This is a genomic window from Methylobacterium amylolyticum (assembly GCF_030700245.1).
In the GTDB taxonomy this organism is placed as follows: domain Bacteria; phylum Pseudomonadota; class Alphaproteobacteria; order Rhizobiales; family Beijerinckiaceae; genus Methylobacterium.
In genome coordinates this window covers 161979-186392 of the sequence record NZ_JAUYZI010000006.1, presented here as the reverse complement: position 1 = coordinate 186392, position 24414 = coordinate 161979, and the positions used below count along the sequence as shown (strand labels likewise).

The window sequence follows — 24414 nt, the reverse complement described above, 5'->3', positions numbered from 1 at the left end:
CCGGTCGTGCGTGACGAGGCGGCGTTCGGTCCCAAAGCTCTCCCCCGGTTGTGGCCGGAGGGTGGGCGGGCGCCAAACGCCGCGCGCCGGGTGGGGTGGCCACCCCACCCGGCGCAGCCCCAATCTCAGCACATCACAGGGCCGCCTCCTAGATACAAGGGTGGCCCCCGCGTGAGCGGGGGTCGGGAGAGGGGAGCGCCGGTGCAGGACATCGCGCAGCCCTCACCGCGGGCTGGCTCTCTGTCCGGACGCCGGGTTCCCCTCTCCCGACCCCCTTCGGGGGCCACCCTCCCCCGCAGCGGGGGGAGGGAGACGCGTCGGCGGTTTCCCTCAATCCACCGCCGGGGCGTGCAGCTCCGCGTCGGTGAAGCGGGCCTGCTCGGCCATCACCAGGGCGCCGAGCTCGCGCTTGATCGCGTTGAACTCGCCGCTCGCCGGGTCGCGCGGGCGGGGCATCGGCACGGCGACGTCGCGCTTGATGCGCCCGGGGCGGTAGGTCATCACCAGGATCCGGTCGGCGAGGTAGATCGCCTCCTCGATCGAGTGGGTGACGAACACGATCGTTTTTTTGTATTCGGACCAAATTCTTAGAAGTTCATCTTGAAGGGTGCGGCGGGTCAGGGCGTCGAGCGCGCCGAACGGCTCGTCCATCAGCATCACCGGCGGGTCGAGCGCCAGGATGCGGGCGATGGCCACCCGCTGGCGCATGCCGCCGGACAGGTCCTTCGGGTAGCGCCCGCGGAACTCCGCCAGCCCGAGCTTCTCCGTGATGCGCTCGACCGTCGTGTTGGCCTCGGCCCGGGGGACGCCCTTCACGTCGAGGCCGAAGCGGACGTTGTCGGCCACGCTCATCCACGGGAACAGGGCGTATTCCTGGAACACCATGCCCCGGTCCGGCCCCGGCTCCCGCACCGGCCTGCCCCCGACCGTGATGGTGCCGGAGGTCAGCGGGGTGAAGCCCGCCATGGCGTTGAGCAGGGTGGACTTGCCGCAGCCCGAGGGGCCGAGCAGGCACAGGAACTGCCCCTCCGGCACCGTGGCGGTGATGTCCTGAAGTGCGGGCACGCCCGCGTCGCCGCTGCCGAACACCTTGACGGCGTTCGCGACCACGATCTCTGCCGACATCTTTTTTGGGACCTAACTCGCTAGAGCGCTCTCCGCCGAAGTGGATGCCGGTTCGGCGAAAGAGAGCGCGTCAAAACAAGGACTTAGAGTCGAGCACGATTGCAACGCGATCGGGAACGGCTCTAGCGCATGATGGTTTTCGGAAAACCGGGACCCACGTTTCCGCACCCTGCTCACCGCTCCAGGCCGCGGTGCCAGCGCAGCAGGTGGTCGTTGAGGCGGCTCATCGCCCCGTCGATGATGAGGCCGAGCACGCCGATCGTCAGCATGCCGCCGATGATCTTGTCCGACCACATGTACTCGCGCGCCTCCAGGATCCGGTAGCCGAGCCCGTCGGAGACGGCGATCATCTCGGCGACGATCACCACGATGAAGGCGGTGCCGATGCCGATCCGCATGCCGGCGAGCACGAACGGCGAGGCCGCGGGCAGGATCACCCGGCGGAACAGCGTCCAGCGCCCGGCCCCGAGGTTCTGGGCCGCGCGGATGTAGATCGAATCGACCTGCCGCACCCCGGCGATGGTGTTGACCAGCACCGGGAAGAAGGTGCCGAGCGCGATCAGGAACAGGGCCGGCGGGTTGCCGAGCCCGAACCAGACGATCGCCAGCGGGATGTAGGCGATCGGCGGGATCGGCCGCAGCACCTGGAGCAGCGGGTTGAACAGGGCGTAGAGCCGGTCGCTGGTGCCGAGCAGCAGGCCGATCGGCACCGCGAGCCCGGCGCCGATGCAGAAGCCCGACAGCACCCGGCCGAGGCTCGACACCGCGTCGTGCGGCATCTCGCCGGAGAACATCCAGTGCAGGTAGCTCTCCCCGCCCGGCTCGTAGGGCAGCGCCGGAAAAAGCCCGGCCCACCACTTCGCCGCGACCGCGGTGGGCGGCGGCAGCACCACCGGGGAGACGAGCCCGGAGCGGCTCGACACCTCCCACAGGATCAGCAGCGCGAGCGGGACGAGCAGCCCGCGGAGCGAGGAGAGCGCCACCTCAGTTGACCTTCTGATCGGCCTTGGCCTTCTCCAAGAGGTCGAGCTTCACCCACTCGGCGTCGCTCTTCGGCGGGTTCTGCATCTTCCCCAGGCCGTACTTCACCATGTAGTCCGAGGTGGTCTGCATGTGGCCGGGGGGCATGTCGTAGGTGTAGTTCGCGTTGGCCATGCCGTCGCGGAAGTCCTGCGAGGAGAGCTGGCCCTTGAACACCTGCTCGCGGACGTACTTCTCGGCCAGCATGGGGTCGTCGATGAACGCCTTGGTGGCGGCCACGAACAGGCGCAGCACCTTGGCGGCGACCTCCGGCTTCTCGGTGTACATCTTCTCGGTCATCACCAGCGGGCGGTAGGGGATGCCGATCGGCGTGTCGTAGGGCTTGACCAGCTCGACGCCCCAGCCGGCGCTGATCGCCTGGGTCGATTGCGGCTCGGACTGGCAGATCACGTCGACGTATTTCTGCGCCAGCGCCTGGTTCAGGTCGGCGTAGTTGTTGAAGTAGGTGAGCTGCACGTCCTTGCCCGGCCGCTCGGACCAGGTCATGCCGTGCTTGTCGAGTTCGGCGAGCAGCATCAGGTCCTGCGTGCCGCCGCGGACGGTGGCGACCTTCAGGCCCTTCAGGTCGGCCGCGGTCTTGGCCGGCAGGTCGGGGCGCTTGAGGATGCGCACGCCGCCGTTGGCGAAGCCCGCCACCACGAGGAGCTTCACCCCGTTGCCGCGCGCGGCCACCGCGCCGTCGCCGCCCGAGGCCGCGATGTCGATCTGGTCGACCGCCATCGCCGGGTAGATGTCGGCGCCCTTGGCGAACTGGCGCTCGTCGATCTTGAGGCCGAATTTCGGGGCGATCTCCTTCATGTAGGAGATGGCGCCGTAGTGCGCGAATTTGAGGTTGCCGAGCCGCACCACGTCCTGCGCCCGGGCCGGGGCGCCGAGCGCCGCCAGGGCGAGGCACCCCGCGATCAGGGTCCTGAGCATCGTTCCTCCCGTGACGGCGTGGGCCGGCTGGACATCCGCGGCCTTCGTTTCCGGTCCGTCGAGCGCCTCTTATAACGCGTTCGCGCGAGAACTTAATCCCGGTTCACGATCTCGGGAGCGGCGATCCCCACCGCGCCGGACGGCCGGCATCCCCAAAAACTATCCTGTGTGATGGCGCGGGCGGAGTGGGCTGCGCATATGCAATCCTAGCGTGTAGTGTATCGCAAGGTTCCCCGCAGGCCGACGGAGGCCCCGTGCCGAACGATCTGCGCACCGAGGCTGATGTCTCCGGGGAGAGCACCCTCCTGCTCCTGAAGCGCATCGGCACCATCCTGGGCCTGCCGACGCACGCGTTCTTCGACGAGCCCGACGCGGCGGCCGGGCCGCGCGCCGACATCGCGGCGACGGGCGAGCTGTTGCGCCTGTGGGCTTCCCTGCGCAGCGATCGGGACCGGTCGGCGGTGCTCGGCTTCCTGCGCGACCGGGCCCTCGCCCGGGCGGAGTGAGGGGGCCGCCCGACCCTCGCCGCCCTACCCCGCGGGCAGGGCCGGCTCGGCCGGCGCGGGGCGCGGGGCGTCGGCCTCCCGGGCGAGCACCGCGCGGGCCGCGTCCGCCTCGCGCTGGCGGGCCCACAGGGCGGCGTAGAGGCCGCCCCGCGCCAGCAGCTCGGCGTGGGTGCCGCGCTCGGCGATCACCCCGCGGTCGAGGACGAGGATGGCGTCGGCGTTCACTACCGTCGACAGGCGGTGGGCGATCACCAGCGTCGTGCGCCCGCGCGAGACCCGGTCGAGCGCCCCCTGGATCTGCGCCTCGGTGAAGGAATCGAGCGCCGAGGTCGCCTCGTCGAGGACGAGGATCGGCGGGCCCTTCAGGATCGTGCGGGCGATCGCCACCCGCTGCTTCTCGCCCCCCGACAGCTTCAGGCCGCGCTCGCCCACGGGCGTGTCGTAGCCCTCGGGCAGGCCGGAGACGAAGCCGTCGATCTGGGCGAGCCGGGCGGCCTCGCGCACCTCCGCCTCGCTCGCGTCGGCGCGACCGTAGCGGATGTTGTAGCCGATCGTGTCGTTGAACAGCACCGTGTCCTGCGGGACCATGCCGATCGCCGCCCGCAGCGAGCCCTGCGTCACCCCCGCGATGTCCTGCCCGTCGATCGTGATCCGGCCGGCCGACGGCTCGTAGAACCGGAACAGCAGCCGCGACAGGGTCGACTTGCCCGCCCCCGAGGGCCCGACCACGGCGACCGTGTGCCCCGCCGGGATCTCGAACGCGACGCCGCGCAGGATCGGCCGCTCCGGCGTGTAGGCGAAGCGCACGTCCTCGAACCGCACCGTGCCGCCGGCCACCCGAAGCGGTTCCGCCCCGGGCCGGTCGGCGATCTCGGGGTTCTGGCCGAGGATGCGGAACATGTCGTCGATGTCGATGAGCGCCTGTTTGATCTCCCGGTAGATCATGCCCATGAAGTTCAGGGGCATCGAGAGCTGCACCAGCATGGTGTTGGCGAGCACGAAGCCGCCGATCGTGGTCCGCCCGGCGAGGATGTCGCGGGCGGCGAGCCACATGATCACCGTCATGCCGATCGTGAAGATCACCGCCTGGCCGGCGTTCAGCACCGCGAGCGAGACGTAGGTCTGCGTCGAGGCCTTTTCGTACTTCGCCATCGAGGCGTCGTAGCGGGCGGTCTCGCGGCCTTCCGCGCCGAAATACTTCACGGTCTCGTAGTTCAGCAGCGAATCGACCGCCTTGGTGTTGGCGTCGGTGTCGGAGGCGTTCATCCGGCGGCGGATGGCGATCCGCCACTCGGTCGCCTTGTAGGTGAAGCCGAGGTAGGCGGCGACCGTGAGGAAGGCCACGCCCGCGTAGAGCCAGTCGAACTCGTAGGCGAGCACCCCGAGCACGAGGACGAACTCGACGATCGTCGGCACCAGGGTCAGCACCATCAGGCGCGACAATTCCTCGATGCCGGCGCGGCCGCGCTCCAGCACCCGGGTCAGGCCGCCGGTCTTGCGCTCCAGGTGGAAGCGTAGGGACAGCCGGTGCATGTGCGCGAAGGTCTGGAGCGCGAGGCGGCGCACCGCGTGCATCGCCACCTTGGCGAACAGCCCGTCGCGCACCTGCGTCAGCGCCGACATCGCCACCCGGGACAGGCCGTAGAGGGCGATCAGCAGCATCGGCGCGGCGAGCAGGCCGGTCGGCACCGCCCCCTCGTGGCCGCCGATCGCCGCCACCAGCGCGTCGGTGATCCACTTGAAGGTGAACGGCGTCACCATCGTGGCGAGCTTGGCGACGAGCAGCAGGCCGAAGGCGAGGAACACCCGGCGCTGGAGGTCGGGCCGGCCGTGCGGCCACAGGTGCGGCCACAGCCGGCGGTAGGTCGCCACCAGCCCGGGACGGTCCGGCGCGGCGGGTGCGGAGGGCGCGGCCGGGGGCACGGCGTCGGTCATGATTTTTGGGACGTGCGAGGGGATTAAACCCGCATATAGGGCCGCAGCCCCCGGCCCGCACCCGCGCCCGCGGCGGCCCTGCCCTGCTCCGGACCGCGCGGACCGTGCCTCCGGTCCCGGCATCCGGCGCGGCGGGCCGGGCGCGTGGCCCCCGCTTCGGGACGGGGATCGTGGCCGATCGAAGGGGCTGCGGCTCGACCCGGAGCCTCGCGCCGCTTACCCGACGCCCTCCCCCGCTTCAGGGGCTGCCGAATTCGCGCATCGTGGCCCCGCCCCCTCCCTCTCCCCTCTGCGGGAGAGGGTGGCCCCCGAAGGGGGTCGGGTGAGGGGAGCGCCGGTGCCGGAGGTGGCGCGCGGCACGCGCTGATGCGACCGTGCCGGAAGCCGGGCTCCCCTCTCCCGACCCTCGCTCACGCGAGGGCCACCCTCCCCCGCAGAGGGGGAGGGAGAGGCGCGCGGGCTCAACACCGTGTGTGAATAGCGTAGCTTCCGGGGGAGGGGCGCGCACTGACCGAGATCAGGTCTGCTGGGTGCGGCGCGGGCGGACGGTCCAGCGCTCGAAGGCCGGGGCGTCGTCGCCCTTGGGCTGACCCGGCTCGGGCTGCTGTTGGATGGCGGCGCCCAGCGCCTGCGACAGGCTCTCGATCACGTCGTCGATGCGCGCGTCGCCGTGGACCGCCTCGGCCGGGGTGGCCGACGGGGTCCCGGGCTGGGCGGCCTCGTGGTGGACCGGCTCGGGGGCGGCGGCCTCCGCCGGGGCCGGCTCGGGCGCCGGCTGCGGGGCGGGCTCGGGCTCGGCTTGCGCCGCCTGGACGGGCTCCGGGGCGGGCGGCGGCGGGGCCGGCGGGACGGCGCGGCGGGGCTGGGCGAGGCCCTCGCCCCCCTCGCTCCCGCGGGCGGCCGAGCCGTAGCGGCCGAAGCCGAAGCGCGGCTCGATCAGGTCGAGCACCGCGTCGAGGGCGGCGTTGCTCAGCGCGACCTCCTCCCCGGCGGGCACGCCCTGGATCGCCAGCGTCGCGCGCTCGTAGGCGCCCTCGCCGGTCACGTCGCGGCCGAACCACGCGGGCGGCTGGAAGGCGCCGGCCTCGTCCGCGCTGTCGAAGGCGACGCTCAGGAGGTCGAGGCTGCCGGGGGTGACGTAGCGGTCGATCCGCACCTCGCGGCCGGCGGCCTGGAGGACGGTGCGGTCGTAGGCGGCCTTGCCGGGGCAGACGTCGAGCAGCGCGTCGCCGTGGGCGCGCGGCACGTCGGTGCGCTCCTCGACCCCGCCGTTGACGAGCACGAGCTGGCAGACCTGCCCGTCGACCCGCACGTAGGAGTTCCGGCCGCCCTGCGGCGCGAAGTGGCCCTCGGTGATGCGCGTGCCGCCGCGCTCCTTGCGGATCAGGCGGACGAGGGCCGGCGCGACCAGGAATCGGCGGATGCTGCTCATGTACTCGTACCCCTCCCGCTTGCGTCGGCGGCGTGCCGACCCGGCGGACAGCCGGCCGGGCCGCCGCCGCTCGGCGGGCGGGACGCGACGGTCCAGGCGAACGGGACTTGCGATGCGTGAGCGCGCCGCAACGCCGTATAGACCCGGATCCGGCCGCGCGCGCCCGGATCAGCCGGCGACGTCAACCCGTGACAGATGAGCGCGTAAGCAAAAAGGCGACGAAATCAAGACCGGATGTCCGCTTTCGACGCCGGAACACCGGAACCGTCCCCATTATCCGCGCTGTCCGTAACTTAGGTCATTCCCCGGCGGGCTCGAATCTCAGCGCAGCGCCGTTCATGCAGTAGCGCAGGCCGGTGGGCGCGGGGCCGTCGTCGAAGACGTGGCCGAGATGGCCGTGGCAGCGGGCGCAGTGCACCTCGGTGCGGACCATGCCGAAGGTGCGGTCGCTCGTCGTCTCCACCGCCCCGTCGAGGGGGGCGAAGAAGCTCGGCCAGCCGGTGCCCGACTCGTACTTGGTGCCCTGCTCGAACAGCGGCTGGCCGCAGCCGGCGCAGGCGAAGGTGCCGGCCCGCTTCTCGGCGAGCAGGCAGCTCGTGCCGGGGCGCTCGGTGCCGTGCTCGCGCAGCACCCGGTACTGCTCGGGGCTGAGATGGGCGCGCCACTCGGCCTCGCTGCGCGCTTCGGGGGTCGTCGTCGCCGTGTCGGCCATGTCCGTCTCCAGTCCGCCCTCTCTCGGAACCGCCCGGGATATAGGGTCCGGGCGTCCGCGGCGGGAGGCGTCAGGCCGGCGCACCGACCGTGTCGGCCATCCGCGCCTGCCGCCGGCCGAGCGGCATCGGCCGCCCGGTGGTCGAGTCCCGGCCGGTCTGGTGCTCGATCTCGGCGTTGATCTCGCCGCCGAGCAGCACGATCGTCGACGAGATCCAGATCCAGGTCATGAAGCCGATCACCGCGCCGAGCGAGCCGTAGGTCTCGTTGTAGGTGCCGAAATTGGCGACGTACCAGGAGAACAGCAGCGAGGCGACGAGCCACAGCACGCCGGCCACGACGCTGCCCACCCCGACCCAGCGCCAGCGGGCGTGCTCGCGGCTCGGGCCGAAGCGGTAGAGCACCGACAGGGCGCCGAGCAGCACGAGGAACAGGGCCGGCCAGCGCAGGGCCGCGATCAGCCACGCCTCCGAGCCGAGCCCGAGGAAGTTCAGCACCACCGGCACCACGACGATGGCGTTGAGCGCCACGACGATGAACACCAGCGCCCCGACCGTGAAGGCCAGCGAGCGCAGGTTGAGCAGGAAGAAGTTGCGCTTCTCCTCCTCCTCGTAGACCACGTTGAGCGCGTCGAACATCGCCTTCATCGCGGCGTTGGCGCTCCAGATCGAGATCAGCAGGCTGGTGAAGAAGGTCAGCCCGAGGGCGCCGCCGGGTTTCGAGGCGATGCGCTTGACCTGGCCGGCGATGATCTCGACCGCGCCCTGCGGCAGCACCGCGTGGAGCTGGGCGAGGTGCTCGTTGATGACGTTGGCGTCGGCGAAGAAGCCGTAGAGCGTGACCAGCGCGGCGATCGCCGGGAACAGCGACAGCAGGGTGTAGAACGTGACGCCCGCCGCCACCGCCAGCACCCGGTCCTTGTTGAACTCCAGGTAGACGCGCACCGCGATGTCCTTCCAGCCGGAGGACGGGATCTCGGTCGGCCCGTCCGCCTGCCGGCCGCGCTCCTCCTGCGTCGCCGCCACGAGCTGCGCCGCCCGGCCCTCGATCGACCGGGCCCCCTCGTTGACCGGCTTCTTCTGACTCTTCTGCCTCGCCCGCTCCGGCTCCGCGCGGGCCCGCCGGGGGGCCGGCGCCGGCTCGGGCTCGTGCGCCGGGTTCGTCCGGCGCCGCCCCGGCGCGGTCGCCAGCGCCACCAGCGCCGAGCCGAGCATCAGGGTCCAGAGGATCGAGCCGCTCTCGGGCTGTCCGCCGGGGCTGGGGGAAGGCGCGGGCATCGTCGTGGGGCCGGTGCGCGCGGAAACTGCCGCGCTCCGCTTCAGAACGTCGGCCCGGTCGCGCCGTTCCGCGCCCGGAGTCGCGTCTTGTGCCGCGTCCCCGACGCCGCGCCCGGGGCCGCCACCGATCGGCCGCCCACGCGTTGTGTCCGGATGCCGACACAACCCAGCCCCGAACCCCGCCTCGGATTCTGCTGCACCTTCGTCCTCGACGAGCCCCCCGGCACGCACGCCACCCTCAAGGCCGCCCGCGAGGCGACCCGGGCGATGAACCTCACCACCGTGACGATGGCCCACCTCGCCAAGCTCGACGGGATCGCGCGGCGGGCCAAGCTCGCCGAGGTGGTGACGCACAATCTCGCCGCGCTCGCCCGCCAGATCGCCTGGGTCGGGGGCCGGCCGCCGCTGGAGCGCCTCCTGCGCATGGGCAGCAACGTCCTGCCCGGCTACACCCACCCGATCGCGAAAGACCTCTACGCCGAGCCGGAGCTGCGGGCGGCGGTCGAGCGCGGGCTCGCCGCCGCCGGGGACGACGCCCGCCGGCTCGGGGTGCGGCTGAGCTTCCACCCGGGCCCGTTCTGCCTGCTGGCGAGCCGCAACCCGGCGGCGATCGAGAACGGCCTGTCGGAACTCGACTACCACGCCGAGCTGTTCGATCGGATGGGCTACGGCGGCGGCTGGCACCCGCACGGCGCCCACATCAACATCCACGTCGGGGCGGCCGACCCGGGCGCGGAGGGCTTCCGCGCCACCCTCCCCCGGGCGAGCCGCGTCGCCCGCGACCTCGTCACCGTGGAGAACGACGAGCACCTGCTCGGCCTCGACGCGGTGCTGCGGCTCGCCGACCGCGTGCCCGTGGTGCTCGACCTGCACCACCACTGGGTCGAGAGCGGCGGCGCCTACCTCGAACCGGACGAGCCCCGGATCGCCCGGATCGTCGAATCCTGGCGCGGGGTGCGCCCGCTCGCCCATATCAGCGTGTCGCGCGAGGCGGTGGCCGCGCTGTGCGACCCCGACGCCCTGCCCGACTTCCCGGCGCTCCGGGCCGCCGGCCACGCGGTGCGCGACCTCGCCGCCCATTCCGACATGATGTGGAACCGGGCTGTGAACGACCTCGTGGCCCGCCACCTCGCCTGGGCGGATTTCGAGATCGAGGCCAAGGCCAAGAACCTCGCCTCGATGCAGATCGCCGCGCACGTGCTGGCCCGGCCGGCGGGGCTGACCGCGGCGGCGTGATGGTCATCTTCCTCGTGCCGCATGATGATTTCGGAAAACCGGTTTCCACTTTTCCGTATCATGCTCTAGGCACCCGCCGTATGAAGACCGCCGATTGCGACATCCTGATCGTGCCGGGCCTGCGCGGCTCCGAGGCGGGGCACTGGCAGGCCCGCTGGGCGGGGCGGCTGCCCACCGCCCGGATCGTCGCGCAGGACGACTGGCACGCGCCCACCCCCGCGGCGTGGTGCGGGCGGATCGCCGAGGCGGTTGCGGCGGCCACCCGGCCGGTGATCCTGATCGCCCACAGCCTCGGGGTGGTGGCCTGCGTCGAGGCGGTCCCGCGCTTCCCCGTCGGCGTCGTGCGCGGCGCCCTGTTCGTCGCCCTCCCCGACGTGGAGGAGGCGCCGAACCTGCCGGACCTCGTGCGCGCCTTCGCCCCGGTCCCGCGCGACCCCCTGCCCTTCCCCGCCCTCGTCGTGGCGAGCCGCAACGACCCCCACTGCGCCTACGACCGCGCCGACGACTTCGCCCATGCCTGGGGGGCGCTGACGGTGGACGCGGGCGAGTCCGGCCACATCAACGTGGCGAGCGGCCACGGGCCGTGGCCGGAGGGGCTGATGCGGCTCGCGGGGTTCTTGAAGGGGTTGTGAGGATGGAAGGATGCGCGCCCTTGCGCGAAGGCCGGCGCGGCGCAAATGTGGGCCCCATGTCATTCGCGTTCGCCTATCGCATCCGTGAGGATGTGCCGCGCTCGGACCTCCGGGACCTCGATCGCGTCGCGCTGACGGCCGCCGCCGTCAGCGACGACGGCGACACGGTCGCGGCCGGCACCGAGGGCACCATCGTCAGCGTGTACAACGACGGCGAGGCGTACACCGTCGAGTTCGCTGAACCGCCCGGCACGCTCGCGACCGTCGAGCCGGCCGGCCTGCGCCTCGTGGAACGCGCCGCCGCGTGACGGACGCAGCGTCCGCCTACGGTTTCACCGTCGAGCAGGCGAAGGTCACGCGCTACCTGCTGAACGTCGCCCACGCCGAGGGCGGATCGAAGGCGAAGTACCTGCTCCGGTTCGGCTTCACGCCGGACGACCCGCAGCCCCTGGTGGTCGCGCTCGTGCGGCACGCCATCGCCAATTTCCCGACCGGACGCCGGGTGCAACCGCCCAAGGGGTTGCCCCGCCTCGTGTTCGAGGGACCGAGCGAGGCTCCCGACGGCCGCCGGATGCATCTGCGGACGGTCTGGGAGGTCACCGCGCCGACCGAGCTGCGCTTCATCACCGCGGTTCCGCTGACGCGGTGAGCGCCGCCCGCGCCGGGAGCGACCCGTGCGGTGCAATCCCGAGCCCCCGTTAATCCTCCGTTTACCCCCACCCCCCTCAGTGGCGGCTCGGGCGGTCCTCGCGCCCCGGAGAGCGACGTGACGCGCAAAGAGCTTCTGGAACGTCTCGACGCGGTGCAGGCCGCCCTCGGGCCGCGGGCGCCGACGAACTTCAACAGCTCGCTGTTCAACGACGCCGCGCTCCTCAAGCGCATCGAGGCGTTCGAGGCGCAGGTCGGCCAGCCGGAGAAGCCCAAGGTCGCCGACTACACCGGCAACATGTTCTCGCGCATCGCCAACCGCCGCGCCGCGGCGCGCTGAGCGGCCCGATTACTTCGTCGCCTCGACCGGGCGCAGCAGCTCGCCCGCCACGTCGGCCAGCCGCGGCGGCTCGGTCCGCACGAACGGCAGCGGCCGGCACACGGCGAGCGCGGCGAGGCCGAAGCGGGCGGTCATCAGCCCGTTGAGCACGCCCTCGCCGAGCTTGGCCGAGACCCGGGCCGCGATCCCGAGCCCCAGCACCTGCTGGAGCACGCTCTCGCCCACCGCCATCCCGCCGGTGACTGTAAGGTGGGCGACGGCCGCGCGCGCCAGCCGCAAGAATCCGAAGAAGCCGGGGCGGCCGCCGTAGATCGTCGCGATCCGGCGCAGCAGGCGCACGGCCGCGAAGACCACGAAGGCGACGTCGACGATCGCCCGCGGGCTCAGCGCGGTCACCGCCGAGACCTGCTTGGCGGCGCTGGCGATGGCGTTCTTCGCCTGCCGGTCGAGGCCCACCAGCAGCTCCCGCTCGGCCAGGCCGATCCGGTCGTCCACGTCGAGGATCGCGTCCTGCGCGGCGTCGATCCGGGCGCGGCTCTCCGCCAGCCCGTCCCGGTCGGCGTAGAGGGCCGCCACCTCGCGCACCACCGCCTGCGCCCCCGTGTGGTCGCGGGTGTCGATCGCGTCCAGCGCCCGCTGGCGCAGGCGCTCGATCTGCCGCTCGCGGCGCAGGCCCGCCAGCTCGCGCCCGACGATGACCAGCAGCGCCAGGCCCGCGAGCGCCAGGAGCGCCAGCGCGACCCAGCCGAGCCAGGGCGCGGCCTGGAACAGGTCGGCAATCAGCCGCTCCACCGACAGGCCGACCCCGAGGGCGACGAGCCCGCTCACCGCCGACAGGAACAGCGCCCCCCAGGGCGATTTCTTCCGCGGGGCGACCGGGACCGCCACGCCGTCGGCGGCCTCGACGATCTCGAACGGCTCCTCGACGATCCGCGGCTGCGGCGCGAGCGGCGTCGTCGCGACGCCCGAGGTCGGCGGCGGCTCGGGATGGATGCGGAAGGCCCGCGGCTTCTGGCTCGAACTCATCGAGAAGGTCCAAAAAAAGTCAGGCGAGGCGGTCGCCGATCAGGAACTGCATGGCCCGGTCGAGGCGGATCTGCGGCAGGTGGCCGGCCCGGCCGAGGCCGTCGGGGCGCACCAGCGGCGGCCGGAAGCGCGGGAAGCGGAGCGAGCCGGGGGGCACCGCCCCCTCCAGCACGGCCTCCGGCCGGGCCGGCAGCTCGCCGGGGAACACCGCGGCCTCGGCGTTGCCGTCGAAGACCTCGTCGCCGACCACCTCGCCCGCCTCCGGCGTCCCCGCCACCGCGCGAAAACTCTCGCCGCCGTCGTGGACCGTGGTCTCGCGGGTGGCGCGCACGGACGCGAGCGCCACGGTGCCGACCCGGGCGCCCGCGGCTTCCGTGCGGCGCATGGCCCGGGAGACGAGCAGGCGCAGCAGCGCGTCGAGCCGGTCGTGGCTGGTCTGGTGGAGGTGGTCGGCCTTGGTGGCGGCGAACAGCACCCGGTCGGCGCGGGGCGCGAACAGCTTCGACAGCACGGAGTTGCGGCCGATGTTGAGGCTGAGCAGCACCCCGTCCAGCGCCTCCTCCAGCTCGGCGAGTGCCGTGGCCCCGGCATCGACGGCGGCGAGCACGTCGACCAGCACGATCTGCCGGTCGACCCGCTGGAAGTGGTCGCGGAAGAACGGCGTCACCACCCGCGCCTTGTAGGCCTCGAAGCGCCGCTCCATCAGCCCGGCGAGGCTGTCGGGGGGTATCGTCTCGGGCAGCCGGTCGAGGGGCGCGAAGGTCAGCGCCGGGGAGCCCGCGAGGTCGCCCGGCATCAGGAACCGCCCCGGCGGCGTGGTCGCCACCGCCTCGGGGCCGGCGCGCAGGGCGGCGAGGTAGGTCTTGAAGGCGTCGCTCGCCCGCTCGGCCGCGACCTCGTCCAGCGGGGCGGCCGGGTCGAAGCCCTTGAGCGCTTCGAGCCACGGGCCCGCCACCGCGGCCCGGCCGGGCCGGCGGGTGCCGTTGATCGTGGCGCGCGACCACGCGGTGTAGCCGGTCTCGATCAGCGCGAGGTCGAGGAGCCACTCGCCGGGATAGTCGACCACGTCGAGCATCAGCGTCGCCGGCCCGGTGCGCCAGCCCGCGGCCCGCTCGTAGGCGATCTCCAGGCGGAACTGGCTGATCCGGTCGGTGGAGCGGGGCCACGCCCGCGCCTCGGTCAGCGTCGCGAAATGCTCCTCGAAGGGGAAGCGCGGCACGGCGTCGTCGGGCTGCGGCACGAGGCGCGCGCGGCGCAGGCGCCCCTCCTGCGCCGGGGCGAAGGCCGGCAGGGCGTGGGTCTCGACGAGGTGGTGGATCAGCGCCGTGGTGAACACGGTCTTGCCCGAGCGCGCGAGCCCGGTGACGCCGAGCCGCAGCGTCGGCTGCACCAGCATGTCGTGCGAGGCTTCGGCGAAGGCCTTGATGGCCGAGCCGGCGCGCGCCGCGAACTTTGAGGGGATGAGGGCCACGAGCGGCTCGGACGGGAGAGGCGGGGACGGGTGGGAGATGCCGCGCGACAGGTGGCGCGGGGCGGGGACTACCGCAAGGCTCTGTCCCCCACCGTGCCGCTCGCCGTGCCGCTCGCCGTGCCGCTTCCTGCGCCGCCCGCCACGCCGCTCGCCTCCGCGGCGCGGGCCTGCCGCGGGGGCGGCAGCCGGCCGATCGCCGCCGCGACGAGGTCGGGGCTCGCGCGCAGGGTGCCGAGTTCCACCGCCGACATCGCCAGCATGACGGGCGCGAGGTTCGGCAGGGCCGCGCCGTCCGCGTCGAACAGGTGCAGGTCGTCGTCGGGCTTCAGGCCGACGCTGCCGGCGATGCGGCCGGCATAGGCGCGGATGCGCGTCTCGTCGCCCGAGCAGAGCGGGGCCGGCAGCCGCAGGTCGAGCAGCGGCAGCCCGGCGGCGATGGCCGGCAGCATCGCCGACTCGATCACCATCCGCTCCGGGCTCGGGATTCTCTTGGATTCGAGGAGCGCGGTGGGGTCGTCGGCGCCGCGCAGGGGGGCGCGGGCCGCCGAGGCGACGCGCGCGGGCGCCTCGATCCCGGCGGCGATGGCGGGCACCGGCTTGGGTGCCGCCAAGGACGGGACCCGGGACGGGGCCGGCCGCGCGCCGGGGCGGCCGGCCATCCGCGCCAGCGGCGACCAGGGCTGCACCCGCAGCGCCGCCCGCGGCGCGCCGCCGGGCCGGTGGCGGGCGAGGAAGCGGGCCCGCAGCGTCCGCCCGATCCCCCGCGGGGCGACCGCCGCCGAGACCGCGGGCGTCGGCACCGCCCGCCCGGCCCCCGCCCGGGCCGGCAGGACGGATCCCGCGCCGGCGACGCGGCACTCGGCGGGCGCCCAGCGGCGCACGATCGCCAGCGCGCTGCGGCGGCCGTAATCGCGGTAGTAGCGCCGGAGCAGACCGGCCGCGGCGTCGGCCCCGTCGGCGAGGGTGGCGAAGGCGGTGTGCCCCTCGGCGTCGGCGCCGATCTCGCCGGGCCAGCGGGCGGACTTGATGCACCAGCCGTTGTTGAGCCGCACGCAGCGGGCGACGTAGGGCGGGTCCCGGGACAGGCTCGCGGTCAGCGCCAGCGCCCGGGGCAGCAGGTGCTCCCCGGTCTGCGCGTGCCAGTTCGACACCGCCCGGGCGGCCGGGTCGTAGCGGGACGGGGCCGCCTCGGCCGTCGCCGGGGCCGCCTGCGGGGCCGCGCCGGGCGCCGGCAGCGCGCCGTCGAGGCGCGGCCACAGCACCGCCAGGGCGACGAGGGCGGTCAGCAGCATGCGGGGTTCCGCGTCCCCGGCAGATTGCGGACCGGGCGCGACTGCCCTCTCGCGATCGCCTCCGCCCGTTTTTGCGAGCGGAGCGAAGCAACCCAGCAGCGCCACGGTCTGTCGGGTCGCGCTGCCCTGGGTCGCTTCGCTGCGCTCGCGATGACGGCGTGCGCGCCGACGCCCGGGCGTTCAGCGGGATATCGCATCACGGGTTCAGCACCTTCAGGGCCGCCTCGTGCAGCCGCGGGTCGCCCGCGGCGACGATCCGGCCGCCCGGGGCGGCGGGGCCGCCGTCCCAGGCGGTGACCCGGCCGCCCGCGCCCTCCACGATCGGGATCAGCGCGACGATGTCGTAGGGCTTCAGCCCGGCCTCGACCACGAGGTCGATCTGCCCGGCCGCCAGCATGCAGTAGGCGTAGCAATCCGCCCCGTAGCGCGACATCCGCACCCGCCCCTCGATGGCCCGGAACCGCTCGGCCTCCGCGCCGTCCGCGAACAGGCGCGGGTCGGTGGTGGCGAGGATCGCCTGGCCCAGCTCCGCGCAGCGCCGCCCGCGCAGGGTCCGCTCGCCCGCGGGGCCGCGCAGGCGCGCGGTGTGCCCGTCGCCGGTGAAGCGCTCGCCGAGATAGGGCTGGTGCATCAGCCCGCGCACCGGCACGCCGTTGCGGGTCAGCCCGATCAGGGTCCCCCAGGTCGGCAGCCCGGCGATGAAGGCGCGGGTGCCGTCGATCGGGTCGAGCACCCAGACGCACTCGGCCTCCAGGTGCTCGGCGCCGAACTCCTCCCCGAGGATGCCGTGGCCGGGGAACGTCTGCTTGATCAGCGCGCGCAGCACCACCTCCGCCGCCCGGTCGGCCTCGGTGACGGGGTCGAACGGCGCGCCCCCCCGCGCCTTGTCGTCGAGGGCGAACTGCGCCCGGAAGAACGGCAGGATCGCCAGGCCGGAGGCCTGCGCGAGTTCGTCCATGAACCGGCCCAGCTCGACGACGCTCATCGGCACCCCTTCCCCGTCCGCCGGAAGTCCCGGCCCGCCCGGAGACGAAGCCGGGGCCGCGGGGGCGCCGTCAAGCCCCGGCCTCGGCCGGGGCCCGCGCCGGGGCCTCCGCCCGCTCCGCCTCGGCCGGCGGCCGGCCGCCCGCGTCCTGGGCGGCGGCGAGCACCGCCTCGACGGTGTCGCGCAGGGAGCCGGTCCACCGGTCGGCCTCGACGCCGGCGCCGCGGCCCTGCTCGCCCGCCGCGTCGAGCCACAGGCCGACGAGGCGCGGCACCCCGGGCATCCGCTCGCCGAGGCGGCGCACCAGCCGGCGCAGGTGCCGGGGCTCGCCGCCCGGGGCCAGGGAGACGATGCAGGCGAGGCGCGCCGGGCCCGGCTCCAGCCGGCCGATCCGGGCCGAGGCGGTCTCGGCGAAGGGCACGGTGCGGGTGCCGACGCCGCGCTTCTCCAGGATCTGCGCCAGGATCGCCGCGGCGGCCTCGTCGAGGAAGCCGCGGCCCGACACGCACAGGACCGCGCCGGGGCGCGTCCACGCCTCCGGCAGGTCCCCGGGGGCGGGCGGGAGCGGCAGCGGGCTGCACGGGCCGTCGCCGGTCCCGTCCGTCCCGGTGCCCTTCGCGGCGTCGGCCCGGTCGGCGAGGTCGTCGATCAGCTCGCCCAGGGCGGAGCGCATCGCCGCCTTCTGGCGGGCGGTCAGCACCCCGCGGGCCGCGTCCCGGGCGGCGAGTTCCAGCGCCTTGAGCACCACGTCGTCGTAGTAGGAGGACAGCGAGCATTGCTGGAGCGTCAGCTCGGCGTGGCCCAGCACCTCCTCGGAATCGCCGGCCAGGATGCGCTGGTAGACGTTCTGGACCGGCGTCAGCGCCGGCCGGTCGCCGAACAGCACGTCGAGGAATTCCAAGTGCTCGACGTGGCGCCCGAGCACCACGAGGCAGACGGTGAGCGGGGTGGAGAGCAGCAGCCCGACCGGCCCCCACAGCCACGTCCAGAACAGGGCCGAGACCAGCACCGCGATCGGCGACAGGCCGGTGGACTGGCCGTAGAAGATCGGCTCGATCACCTGCCCGGCGATCGGTTCGAGGATGACGAACAGCAGCGCCGTGGCGATCGTCATGTTCCAGCCGGGCTCCACCGCGGCGGCGAGCGCCATCGGCAGCAGCGCCGAGAGGAAGGCGCCGAGATAGGGCACGAACCGCATCAGCGCGGAGAAGATCGCCCACAGCACCGGGTTGGGCACGCCGATGACGTAGAGGCCGATGCCGATCACCACGCCGAAGGCGGCGTTGAGGGCGAGCTGGGCGACGAAGTAGCGGCTCAGCCGCTTGGCGGCGTCGTCCATCGCCACGGTGGTGCGGTGCAGGTCGCTGGAGCCGGCCAGCCGGATCATCCGGTCGCGCAGGTCTTCGCGCTGCATCAGCACGAACAGCAGCACCACGAACACGATGCCGGCGGTGGCGAGCGGCTGGAGCACCGGGGCGAGCAGAGTGCTCGCCGTCTCCAGCGGCCCGGGCGGGCTCGCCGCCATCTCGACGAGGATCGGCTTGCGCCCGTCGGGCTCGGCCGGCGCCGGTTGCGGCTCGGGCGGGCGCGGGGGCTCGGCCCCCTCCCCCTTGCCCTCCGTCTTGCCGCCCTCGGTCTTGGCACCGTCGGTCTTGGCGCCGGCGGTGTGGATCGCCCGGCCGATGTTGGCGACGTAGCCGGCGGCGTGGCCGGCCGGGCTGTCGCGCAGCGCCTCGAGCTTGCGCTCGACGGTGGCGCGGTAGCGGGGAATGTCGCCGGACAGGTCCGCCACCTGGATGCCGATCAGGGCGGCGAGCGCCCCGACGATGCCCAGCGTCATCAGCACCGTCAGCCCGACCGCGAGGACGCGCGGCACCCGCAGCCGGCGCAGGCGGTGCACCAGCGGACTGAGCACGAAGGACAGCAGCAGCGCGATGGCGATGGGGATGAAGATCTCGCGGCCGAAATACAGGCCCGCGACGATGGTGGCGGCCACGAGGATCGGGGAGGCCAGGGCCGCCCGCGGCGTCTCGGCCGCCGGCACACGCGCCGTGCGCGACGGCGTCCCCACCGTCTCCGGTTGCCGCGCCGGGTTCCCTCTGGCCATGTCCCGCCTTCAGCCCCCGCGACGCCACCTGTGCGGCGCCGACCGGGGCCCGGGCGCCTGACGGTCGAGGAACCCCGCGGCGCAGCAAATCGATCCCAGGGTTGTGCAGGCGGCGTCGGCCGGCCCGTCAGCGGGCGTCGGCCCCCCGGGCGGGCGGGGCAGACCGGCGCAGGGCGGCGGCGGCCCCGGCGGCGCTCGGCGGCAGGTCGGAGCCGGAATCGGAGCCGAACTCGGCCCGGCCGGGGCCGGGCGCGATCGGGCGGGCGGGCCCGGAGCGGTCGCGGTTGCGGCCCCAGCCGTAGCCGGCGTTGATCCCGGCGTAGAAGCCGGTGAAATCCTCCGCGCGGGCCGGCGCGGCGCCGGCGAGCGCCGCGAGCAGCAGGAGGGTCGGCGTCAGGGCGCGGCGCATGCGGGACTCGGGCGGCGGACACGGAAACGGCGGCCCCGAACCCGGGACCGCCGCCGCCATCATCCCTGTCATCGCGGCGGGAAAGCGGCCGCGACGGTGACCGATCAGTCGACGGTGATCGACTGGGCCTCGCGGCCCTTCTGGCCCTCGACGACGCCGAGGGTGACCTGCTGGCCCTCGGCCAGCGAGTCGAGGCCGGCGCGGGCCAGCGCCGAGCGGTGGACGAACACGTCCTTGCCGCCGTCGTTGACCGACACGAAGCCGAAGCCCTTGGCCGGGTCGTACCACTTCACGGTGCCGACCATCTCGGTGGACGGGCCGGAGGCGAAGCGCCCGCCGCCACCGCCGCCACCGCCGAAGCGGTCGCCGCCGTAGCCGCCACCGCCGCCGCCGCCGAAGCGGTCGCCGCCGAAGCCGCCGGTGCGCGGGCGGAACTCGCGCCGGGGCGCGGGCGCCTCGGCGGTCGAGGTGTCGACGCTCGTCACGCTCGTGACCTGCGGGCCCTTCTGGCCCTGGGCGGTCGTGACCGTCAGCTTGGTGCCGGGCATCAGGTCGTCGTGACCCGCCGCCTCGACAGCGCGGATGTGGAGGAAGGCATCGCCCGAGCCGTCGCCCAGCTCGACGAAGCCGAAGCCCTTCTCCTTGTTGAACCACTTGACCGTGGCGTCACGCTCCGGGCCGGAAGCCACCGGTGCCGGGCCGCCGCGCGACGAGCCGCCGCCGAAGCGGTCGCCCCCGCCGAACCCGCCGCCCCCGTAACCGCCACCGCCGCCGCCGCCGTAGCCGCCGCTGCCGTATCCGCCACCGGGCGGGGTCGGATCACCCCACCGCGGCTCACCACTCTCGTCGAAGCCGCGCTTCTGCGGCCCCCTGAAGTCACGACCACGTCCCATAGAAAGCTCGCAAAAACCGTCCGCCGCCCTTGTCCCGAATACCGCGTGCGCGCCATCCCAGACAGCCCACGCCCCGCACTATCATTACCCCGGTCGCGGTAACCAAGAATAACGCCCCAGTCCTGACGCAATCGGGCCTTGACCGCAAGGTCCCTCCCGTCCCAAACGGATCCGTTTCGTCACTTTCTCGCGGCAAGCATCGGTCCCGAGGGCCGGGCTCGTTAGCGAAATGCAAAGCTCCGGGGCCGTAGGGTGCGTCCCAGGACGCCCGTGCATGATCGCGACCCCGACCTTCCCCGACCTCTCCGCCCTCGTCGTCGACGAGAGCCTCTACATCCGCCGCATCGTGCGCGACATGCTCATGCGGGTGGGCATCAAGCGCGTGCTGGAGGCCCCTGACGGGGCCGAGGCGCTGGGCGTGCTGGCCGAGAGCAAGCCCGACATCTCGATCATCGACTGGGACCTGTCGATCCTGTCCGGCGAGGAGTTCATCCGGCTGGCCCGCACCCCGTCGACCTCCCCCTGCCCCACCGTGCCGATCATCCTGATGCTGGCCCAGCCCCGGCGCAACGTCGTCGACCGGGCGGTGGGGCTCGGCGTCAACGAGATCATCGCCAAGCCGTTCTCGCCCAAGACCCTGTGGTCGCGCCTCGACGAGGTGATCAACCGCCCCCGCCCCTACTCGCAGGTCAAGAGCCTGCTGCGGCCGATCCCCCGGGCGGCGGGGGCGATGAAGGCGTTCGCCTGAGGACGGGCGCCCCGTCCGGACGTTGCAGTTCGCTCTCGACGTTGTAGGGTCTGCGGCCACGAGACAGGCCGGGCGGTCCGCCCCGGGCCGACATGAGAGATCCACGGCCGCGCCGATGAGGGACGAGACCGCCGCGGCCGCGCCAGCCCGTCCCACCGCGGGCGCAGGACCGCCCCAACCAGCGCCGCCCCGGGAGCGCAAGCGCGCCTACGCGGCGCTCGACCTCGGGACCAACAATTGCCGCCTGCTGATCGCTGAGCCGACCTTCAGCGGCTTCCGGGTGATCGACGCGTTCTCGCGCATCGTCCGGCTCGGCGAGGGGCTCGGCACCTCGGACCGGCTGAGCGAGGCGGCGATCGAGCGCACCGTCGAGGCGCTGCGGATCTGCCGGGGCAAGATGCAGGCCCGCGGCGTGCGCCGCGCCAAGATCATCGCCACCGAGGCGTGCCGGCTCGCGGTGAACGGCGCCGCCTTCGTCGAGCGGGTCCGCCGGGGCGTCGGCCTCGACCTGGAGATCGTCGACCGGCAGACCGAGGCCTACCTCGCGGTCACCGGCTGCGCGGCGCTCGCCGACCCGGCCGCGGAATCGGTGGTGATCTTCGACATCGGCGGCGGCTCCACCGAGATCGCGTGGCTCGACGGGGCCGCGGCCAACCCCTCCACCGACCCCACCCTGCGCATCCGCGCCTGGGACTCGCTGCCGGTGGGCGTGGTGACGCTGGCCGAGCGCCACGGCGGCGCCGAGGTGACCCGGCGGATGTTCGAGGGCATGGTCGAGGAGGTGGCCGAGAAGCTCTCGGCCTTCGCGCTGCGCGCCGCCCCCGCGGCCACCGCGCCGCACTTCCACCTGCTCGGCACCTCGGGCACGGTGACGACGATCGCGGCGATGCACCTGCGGCTGGTGCGCTACGAGCGCCGCCGGGTCGACGGCCTGTGGATGCAGGACGCCGAGGTCGAGGCGGCGATCGACGACCTGCTCGACACCCGCCTGGAGCAGCGCGCCGACAACCCCTGCATCGGGCGCGACCGGGCCGATCTCGTGCTCGCGGGCTGCGCGATCCTGGAGGCGATCCGCCGGGCCTTCCCCGCCGAGCGCCTGCGCATCGCCGACCGCGGCCTGCGCGAGGGGCTCCTGATGAACATGATGCGCGAGGACGGCGTGTGGAACCGGAGACCGGTGCGATGAGCGGCCTGCGCACGAGGATCCGGCGATGACCGACCGGCGCGGCGGCGCGGGCTCCACCGGGGGCGTGCGCGGCGACCTCAAGCAGCGGGTGAAGACCGGGCGCGGGCGCACCCTGTCGCAGAAGCGCTGGCTGGAGCGCCAGCTCAACGACCCCTACGTCGCCCGGGCCAAGCGCGAGGGCTACCGCTCCCGCGCGGCCTACAAGCTCCTGGAGATGGACGAGCGCTACCGGCTGCTGCGGCCGGGCCAGCGGGTGGTCGACCTCGGCGCGGCGCCGGGGGGCTGGTCGCAGGTCGCCGCCCGGGTGGTGGGGCCCTCCGGCCGGGTGGTGGGCATCGACCTGCTGCCGATCGAGCCGATGGCGGGGGTGGAGTTCATCACCCTCGACTTCCTCGACGCGTCCGCGCCGGCCCAGCTCACCGGCCTCCTCGGCGGCCCGGCCGACCTCGTCCTGTCCGACATGGCCGCCAACGCCACCGGCCACAAGAAGACCGACCACCTGCGCATCATCGGGCTCGCCGAGACCGCGGCCGAATTCGCCCGCGAGGTGCTGGCCCCGGGCGGCGCCTACCTCGCCAAGGTGCTCCAGGGCGGCACCGAGGGCGGCCTGCTCGCCGACCTGAAGCGCGACTTCACCACCGTGCGCCACGTCAAGCCGGCGGCGAGCCGGGCCGATTCGAGCGAGCTCTACGTCCTGGCCACGGGCTACCGCGGCGCTCCCGGGCGGGCGGTGGCGCCGGACGGGGATTGAGGCCATCCGGGCCTCCTCCGCGCAAAGCGGCGCGATACAATGCGGCGCGAGACGAGGGCCGGTGAGCCGTGGTCTTCATCTGCACCGTCGCGCGCGGAGGTTTCAGGACGGAGCGGGTTCGGTCCGGCATCTCCGGTCTCGCGATCTTCGAGATCGGCCGCGACGATGCCGAGCCCGTGTCCTACGCCGCGGTCGTCGGTCTCGACAGCCTGCCCGGCGGCGGATCCGAACTCTACTTCCACATCGTCGAGGCCGACGGCTCGACCGGTGGCGAGCGCCTGTTCTGGAGCGGGAAGGACACGGGCTTCATCACGGACGTCTCCGACCGGCGGGCCGTCATGGATGCCGTCCTGCTCGGCCTGGGACAGCTTCTCGCGCGCGTCGCGCCGCCGGAGTTCCGATGGTTCACGCACGACGAGCGGCCGCCGAAGAAGGCACTGCTCAAGTTCGCCGCCATCCGCCGCGCGGTCGAGGGCTGCGGCTACACGGTCAGCTCGAGCCGGCTGCCGCTCGGCCGCCGGGCGTGGCATGCTGTCCGCGCCGCGCCGGTGCCGGTTGACAGGTCCGCCGGCGGTTCCGATCCTGCCGCCGCGAGGGTGAGGCCATGACGCGCGAAGATCTGATCGCCCTGGCGGAGACGGCCGAGGCGCGGACCAAGGCCCACCTGCGCGCCGCGCTGAAGGATCCGGCGGTCAAGGCGGCCGTGCACGGGCGCGCCGCACCGTCCGTGCCCGGCGGCGACACGGCCGTGGCGGATCATGGCGAACCGCGCGCGAGGCGCCGCGCGGGCGCTTGAGCGGCGCGCCGTGTTCCGAAGGTCCGGCCAGAGGCCCGGTCGAGCCGTGAGCGCGGTGGCACGGGTTTCGCCGCCCGCGCCGGCCGCGTCACCGGACGGGAACCTGCGCGCGCTGGCGTCCTGATGCTCGTCGCCTGGATCCTGTCGCTGCTGAACCCCGCGCCGCTGCGCCTGCGCCGCCGCGGCTACGTGCGCGAGAGCGGGCTGCTGCACGCCCGCGCCCGCCGCTGCCGGGGGGCCTGGGCGCCGCACCTCGCCCGCGCCCGGGCGGCGGTGACCGGGGCGGTCGCCGCCTGCGGGCGGCGGCGCCTCGCGGTGGTGCTGGGCTCCGGCCTGCTCGACGACGTGCCGCTGCACGCGCTGGCCGCCGCCTTCGACGCGGTGCACCTCGTCGACGCCGTCCATCCCTGGCCGACCCGCATCGCGGTCTGGGCCCACCCGAACGTCGTGCTGGCCACCGCCGAGATCAGCGCCGGCCTCGCGGACGAGGTCCTGCGCGCGGCCTGCGCCGGGGCCGACCTCGTGGTCTCGGCCAACCTCCTGTCGCAATTGCCGATCCTGCCGGTGGACGCCTACGAGGCGCGCGGGGGCGAGGCGCCGCCGCGCCTCGGGTCCGACATCGTCGCGGCCCATCTCGCCGCCCTCGACGCCGTCGCGGCGCGAGGCGCCCGGGTCTGCCTGATCACCGACACGGTGCAGCGGGAGGAGGACCGCGCGGGCCGGGTCACCGACACCCTCGACCTGCTGCACGGCGTCCCCCTCCCCGCCCCCGCGGCGGCCTGGGACTGGGAGATCGCTCCCTTCGGCGAGGCGGCCCGCCACCGCCGCCTGATCCACCGCGTCCACGCCTACCCGGATTGGGGCGCGGCGCGGGGGCAAGGCTGATCCGCGCGGCGATACGCCCCGCGAGAGTCCCACACCCGGACCATCCCCTGCCGTCGGCGGCGGT

At 73.9% G+C, this 24414-nt stretch carries 26 protein-coding genes; 12 read left to right on the top strand and 14 right to left on the bottom strand.

Annotation, left to right across the window (positions count from 1 at the left end):
* Positions 1–330: 330 nt before the first annotated feature.
* The 3 genes from Q8W71_RS07130 to Q8W71_RS07120 form a co-directional block, all read right to left on the bottom strand.
* Positions 331–1125: an ABC transporter ATP-binding protein gene (locus tag Q8W71_RS07130; protein ID WP_305524641.1), complete on the bottom strand. Its 795-nt coding sequence runs from the start codon at positions 1123–1125 to the stop codon at positions 331–333.
* Between the two features lie 173 nt (positions 1126–1298).
* Positions 1299–2108, bottom strand: coding sequence for an ABC transporter permease (locus Q8W71_RS07125; protein ID WP_305524640.1), 810 nt, complete (start codon positions 2106–2108; stop codon positions 1299–1301).
* Position 2109: 1 nt separating this feature from the next.
* Positions 2110–3084, bottom strand: coding sequence for an ABC transporter substrate-binding protein (locus Q8W71_RS07120; RefSeq protein WP_305524639.1), 975 nt, complete (start codon positions 3082–3084; stop codon positions 2110–2112).
* A gap of 254 nt (positions 3085–3338) precedes the next feature.
* On the opposite strand from Q8W71_RS07120, the gene Q8W71_RS07115 reads away from it, so the two are divergent.
* The gene (locus tag Q8W71_RS07115; RefSeq protein WP_305524638.1) at positions 3339–3590 is read left to right on the top strand and encodes a hypothetical protein; all 252 of its coding nucleotides are present in this window, start codon (positions 3339–3341) and stop codon (positions 3588–3590) included.
* Positions 3591–3614: 24 nt separating this feature from the next.
* Here the strand turns inward: Q8W71_RS07115 and Q8W71_RS07110 are convergent, their stop codons facing one another.
* The 4 genes from Q8W71_RS07110 to Q8W71_RS07095 all read right to left on the bottom strand — a co-directional run bounded on the left by Q8W71_RS07110 (position 3615) and on the right by Q8W71_RS07095 (position 8945).
* A complete protein-coding gene (locus Q8W71_RS07110; protein WP_305524637.1) occupies positions 3615–5525 on the bottom strand; it encodes an ABCB family ABC transporter ATP-binding protein/permease in 1911 nt (636 codons plus the stop codon).
* A 517-nt stretch (positions 5526–6042) separates the two neighbouring features.
* Entirely contained in the window at positions 6043–6957 is a 915-nt protein-coding gene (locus Q8W71_RS07105; protein ID WP_305524636.1) for a hypothetical protein, read from the bottom strand.
* Between the two features lie 298 nt (positions 6958–7255).
* Positions 7256–7669 carry a peptide-methionine (R)-S-oxide reductase MsrB gene (gene msrB / locus Q8W71_RS07100; protein ID WP_305524635.1) on the bottom strand — a complete coding sequence of 138 codons (414 nt, stop codon included), beginning with the start codon at positions 7667–7669 and terminating at the stop codon, positions 7256–7258.
* 70 nt (positions 7670–7739) lie between these two features.
* Positions 7740–8945: a YihY/virulence factor BrkB family protein gene (locus Q8W71_RS07095; RefSeq protein WP_305524634.1), complete on the bottom strand. Its 1206-nt coding sequence runs from the start codon at positions 8943–8945 to the stop codon at positions 7740–7742.
* Positions 8946–9098: 153 nt separating this feature from the next.
* Between Q8W71_RS07095 and Q8W71_RS07090 the strand changes: the two genes are divergently transcribed.
* The 5 genes from Q8W71_RS07090 (at position 9099) to Q8W71_RS07070 (ending at position 11801) form a co-directional block, all read left to right on the top strand.
* On the top strand, positions 9099–10181 hold the full coding sequence (locus tag Q8W71_RS07090; RefSeq protein WP_305524633.1) for an apurinic/apyrimidinic endonuclease family protein: 1083 nt from the start codon (positions 9099–9101) through the stop codon (positions 10179–10181).
* Positions 10182–10261: 80 nt separating this feature from the next.
* A complete protein-coding gene (locus tag Q8W71_RS07085) occupies positions 10262–10813 on the top strand; it encodes an RBBP9/YdeN family alpha/beta hydrolase (protein ID WP_305524632.1) in 552 nt (183 codons plus the stop codon).
* A gap of 20 nt (positions 10814–10833) precedes the next feature.
* Positions 10834–11121, top strand: coding sequence for a DUF4926 domain-containing protein (locus Q8W71_RS07080; RefSeq protein ID WP_305524631.1), 288 nt, complete (start codon positions 10834–10836; stop codon positions 11119–11121).
* The gene (locus Q8W71_RS07075) at positions 11118–11462 is read left to right on the top strand and encodes a DUF6883 domain-containing protein (RefSeq protein WP_305524630.1); all 345 of its coding nucleotides are present in this window, start codon (positions 11118–11120) and stop codon (positions 11460–11462) included. Before Q8W71_RS07080 ends, Q8W71_RS07075 begins: the two co-directional genes overlap by 4 nt.
* Before the next feature lie 117 nt (positions 11463–11579).
* Positions 11580–11801 carry a hypothetical protein gene (locus tag Q8W71_RS07070; protein ID WP_305524629.1) on the top strand — a complete coding sequence of 74 codons (222 nt, stop codon included), beginning with the start codon at positions 11580–11582 and terminating at the stop codon, positions 11799–11801.
* 9 nt (positions 11802–11810) lie between these two features.
* Here Q8W71_RS07070 and Q8W71_RS07065 read toward each other — a convergent pair whose 3' ends face one another.
* The 7 genes from Q8W71_RS07065 to Q8W71_RS07035 all read right to left on the bottom strand — a co-directional run bounded on the left by Q8W71_RS07065 (position 11811) and on the right by Q8W71_RS07035 (position 19984).
* Positions 11811–12827, bottom strand: a complete 1017-nt coding sequence (locus tag Q8W71_RS07065; RefSeq protein WP_305524628.1) for a YcjF family protein — start codon at positions 12825–12827, stop codon at positions 11811–11813.
* A gap of 19 nt (positions 12828–12846) precedes the next feature.
* A complete protein-coding gene (locus tag Q8W71_RS07060; protein ID WP_370875350.1) occupies positions 12847–14298 on the bottom strand; it encodes a YcjX family GTP-binding protein in 1452 nt (483 codons plus the stop codon).
* A gap of 68 nt (positions 14299–14366) precedes the next feature.
* Positions 14367–15590 carry a hypothetical protein gene (locus Q8W71_RS07055; RefSeq protein WP_305524627.1) on the bottom strand — a complete coding sequence of 408 codons (1224 nt, stop codon included), beginning with the start codon at positions 15588–15590 and terminating at the stop codon, positions 14367–14369.
* Positions 15591–15786: 196 nt separating this feature from the next.
* A complete protein-coding gene (gene hisN, locus Q8W71_RS07050) occupies positions 15787–16575 on the bottom strand; it encodes a histidinol-phosphatase (RefSeq protein WP_305524626.1) in 789 nt (262 codons plus the stop codon).
* Between the two features lie 70 nt (positions 16576–16645).
* Positions 16646–18682: an AI-2E family transporter gene (locus Q8W71_RS07045; RefSeq protein ID WP_305524625.1), complete on the bottom strand. Its 2037-nt coding sequence runs from the start codon at positions 18680–18682 to the stop codon at positions 16646–16648.
* A 127-nt stretch (positions 18683–18809) separates the two neighbouring features.
* A complete protein-coding gene (locus Q8W71_RS07040) occupies positions 18810–19091 on the bottom strand; it encodes a hypothetical protein (RefSeq protein WP_305524624.1) in 282 nt (93 codons plus the stop codon).
* A gap of 104 nt (positions 19092–19195) precedes the next feature.
* Positions 19196–19984 carry a cold-shock protein gene (locus tag Q8W71_RS07035; protein WP_305524623.1) on the bottom strand — a complete coding sequence of 263 codons (789 nt, stop codon included), beginning with the start codon at positions 19982–19984 and terminating at the stop codon, positions 19196–19198.
* Positions 19985–20258: 274 nt separating this feature from the next.
* Here Q8W71_RS07035 and Q8W71_RS07030 point away from each other — a divergent pair, with 274 nt between their 5' ends.
* From Q8W71_RS07030 to Q8W71_RS07005, 6 genes are all read left to right on the top strand, one after another.
* The gene (locus Q8W71_RS07030) at positions 20259–20732 is read left to right on the top strand and encodes a response regulator (RefSeq protein ID WP_305524622.1); all 474 of its coding nucleotides are present in this window, start codon (positions 20259–20261) and stop codon (positions 20730–20732) included.
* Positions 20733–20847: 115 nt separating this feature from the next.
* On the top strand, positions 20848–21918 hold the full coding sequence (locus tag Q8W71_RS07025) for a Ppx/GppA phosphatase family protein (RefSeq protein WP_305524621.1): 1071 nt from the start codon (positions 20848–20850) through the stop codon (positions 21916–21918).
* A gap of 25 nt (positions 21919–21943) precedes the next feature.
* Entirely contained in the window at positions 21944–22669 is a 726-nt protein-coding gene (locus Q8W71_RS07020) for an RlmE family RNA methyltransferase (RefSeq protein ID WP_305524620.1), read from the top strand.
* A 176-nt stretch (positions 22670–22845) separates the two neighbouring features.
* Complete coding sequence (locus Q8W71_RS07015) at positions 22846–23277, top strand: hypothetical protein (RefSeq protein WP_305524619.1); 432 nt, start codon at positions 22846–22848, stop codon at positions 23275–23277.
* Positions 23274–23465 (top strand): hypothetical protein, encoded by a 192-nt coding sequence (locus tag Q8W71_RS07010; protein WP_305524618.1) that lies wholly within the window; start codon positions 23274–23276, stop codon positions 23463–23465. Before Q8W71_RS07015 ends, Q8W71_RS07010 begins: the two co-directional genes overlap by 4 nt.
* 123 nt (positions 23466–23588) lie before the next feature.
* Positions 23589–24350 carry a hypothetical protein gene (locus tag Q8W71_RS07005; RefSeq protein ID WP_305524617.1) on the top strand — a complete coding sequence of 254 codons (762 nt, stop codon included), beginning with the start codon at positions 23589–23591 and terminating at the stop codon, positions 24348–24350.
* Positions 24351–24414 lie beyond the last annotated feature (64 nt).

Coding starts and splice junctions, on each gene's coding strand:
- Q8W71_RS07130 (WP_305524641.1), bottom strand. CDS start 1,125: ATGTCGGCAGAGATCGTGGTCGCGAACGCCGTCAAGGTGTTCGGCAGC.
- Q8W71_RS07120 (WP_305524639.1), bottom strand. CDS start 3,084: ATGCTCAGGACCCTGATCGCGGGGTGCCTCGCCCTGGCGGCGCTCGGC.
- Q8W71_RS07110 (WP_305524637.1), bottom strand. CDS start 5,525: ATGACCGACGCCGTGCCCCCGGCCGCGCCCTCCGCACCCGCCGCGCCG.
- Q8W71_RS07105 (WP_305524636.1), bottom strand. CDS start 6,957: ATGAGCAGCATCCGCCGATTCCTGGTCGCGCCGGCCCTCGTCCGCCTG.
- msrB (WP_305524635.1), bottom strand. CDS start 7,669: ATGGCCGACACGGCGACGACGACCCCCGAAGCGCGCAGCGAGGCCGAG.
- Q8W71_RS07095 (WP_305524634.1), bottom strand. CDS start 8,945: ATGCCCGCGCCTTCCCCCAGCCCCGGCGGACAGCCCGAGAGCGGCTCG.
- Q8W71_RS07090 (WP_305524633.1), top strand. CDS start 9,099: ATGCCGACACAACCCAGCCCCGAACCCCGCCTCGGATTCTGCTGCACC.
- Q8W71_RS07085 (WP_305524632.1), top strand. CDS start 10,262: ATGAAGACCGCCGATTGCGACATCCTGATCGTGCCGGGCCTGCGCGGC.
- Q8W71_RS07065 (WP_305524628.1), bottom strand. CDS start 12,827: ATGAGTTCGAGCCAGAAGCCGCGGGCCTTCCGCATCCATCCCGAGCCG.
- Q8W71_RS07055 (WP_305524627.1), bottom strand. CDS start 15,590: ATGCTGCTGACCGCCCTCGTCGCCCTGGCGGTGCTGTGGCCGCGCCTC.
- hisN (WP_305524626.1), bottom strand. CDS start 16,575: ATGAGCGTCGTCGAGCTGGGCCGGTTCATGGACGAACTCGCGCAGGCC.
- Q8W71_RS07045 (WP_305524625.1), bottom strand. CDS start 18,682: ATGGCCAGAGGGAACCCGGCGCGGCAACCGGAGACGGTGGGGACGCCG.
- Q8W71_RS07040 (WP_305524624.1), bottom strand. CDS start 19,091: ATGCGCCGCGCCCTGACGCCGACCCTCCTGCTGCTCGCGGCGCTCGCC.
- Q8W71_RS07035 (WP_305524623.1), bottom strand. CDS start 19,984: ATGGGACGTGGTCGTGACTTCAGGGGGCCGCAGAAGCGCGGCTTCGAC.
- Q8W71_RS07030 (WP_305524622.1), top strand. CDS start 20,259: ATGATCGCGACCCCGACCTTCCCCGACCTCTCCGCCCTCGTCGTCGAC.
- Q8W71_RS07025 (WP_305524621.1), top strand. CDS start 20,848: ATGAGGGACGAGACCGCCGCGGCCGCGCCAGCCCGTCCCACCGCGGGC.
- Q8W71_RS07020 (WP_305524620.1), top strand. CDS start 21,944: ATGACCGACCGGCGCGGCGGCGCGGGCTCCACCGGGGGCGTGCGCGGC.
- Q8W71_RS07010 (WP_305524618.1), top strand. CDS start 23,274: ATGACGCGCGAAGATCTGATCGCCCTGGCGGAGACGGCCGAGGCGCGG.
- Q8W71_RS07005 (WP_305524617.1), top strand. CDS start 23,589: ATGCTCGTCGCCTGGATCCTGTCGCTGCTGAACCCCGCGCCGCTGCGC.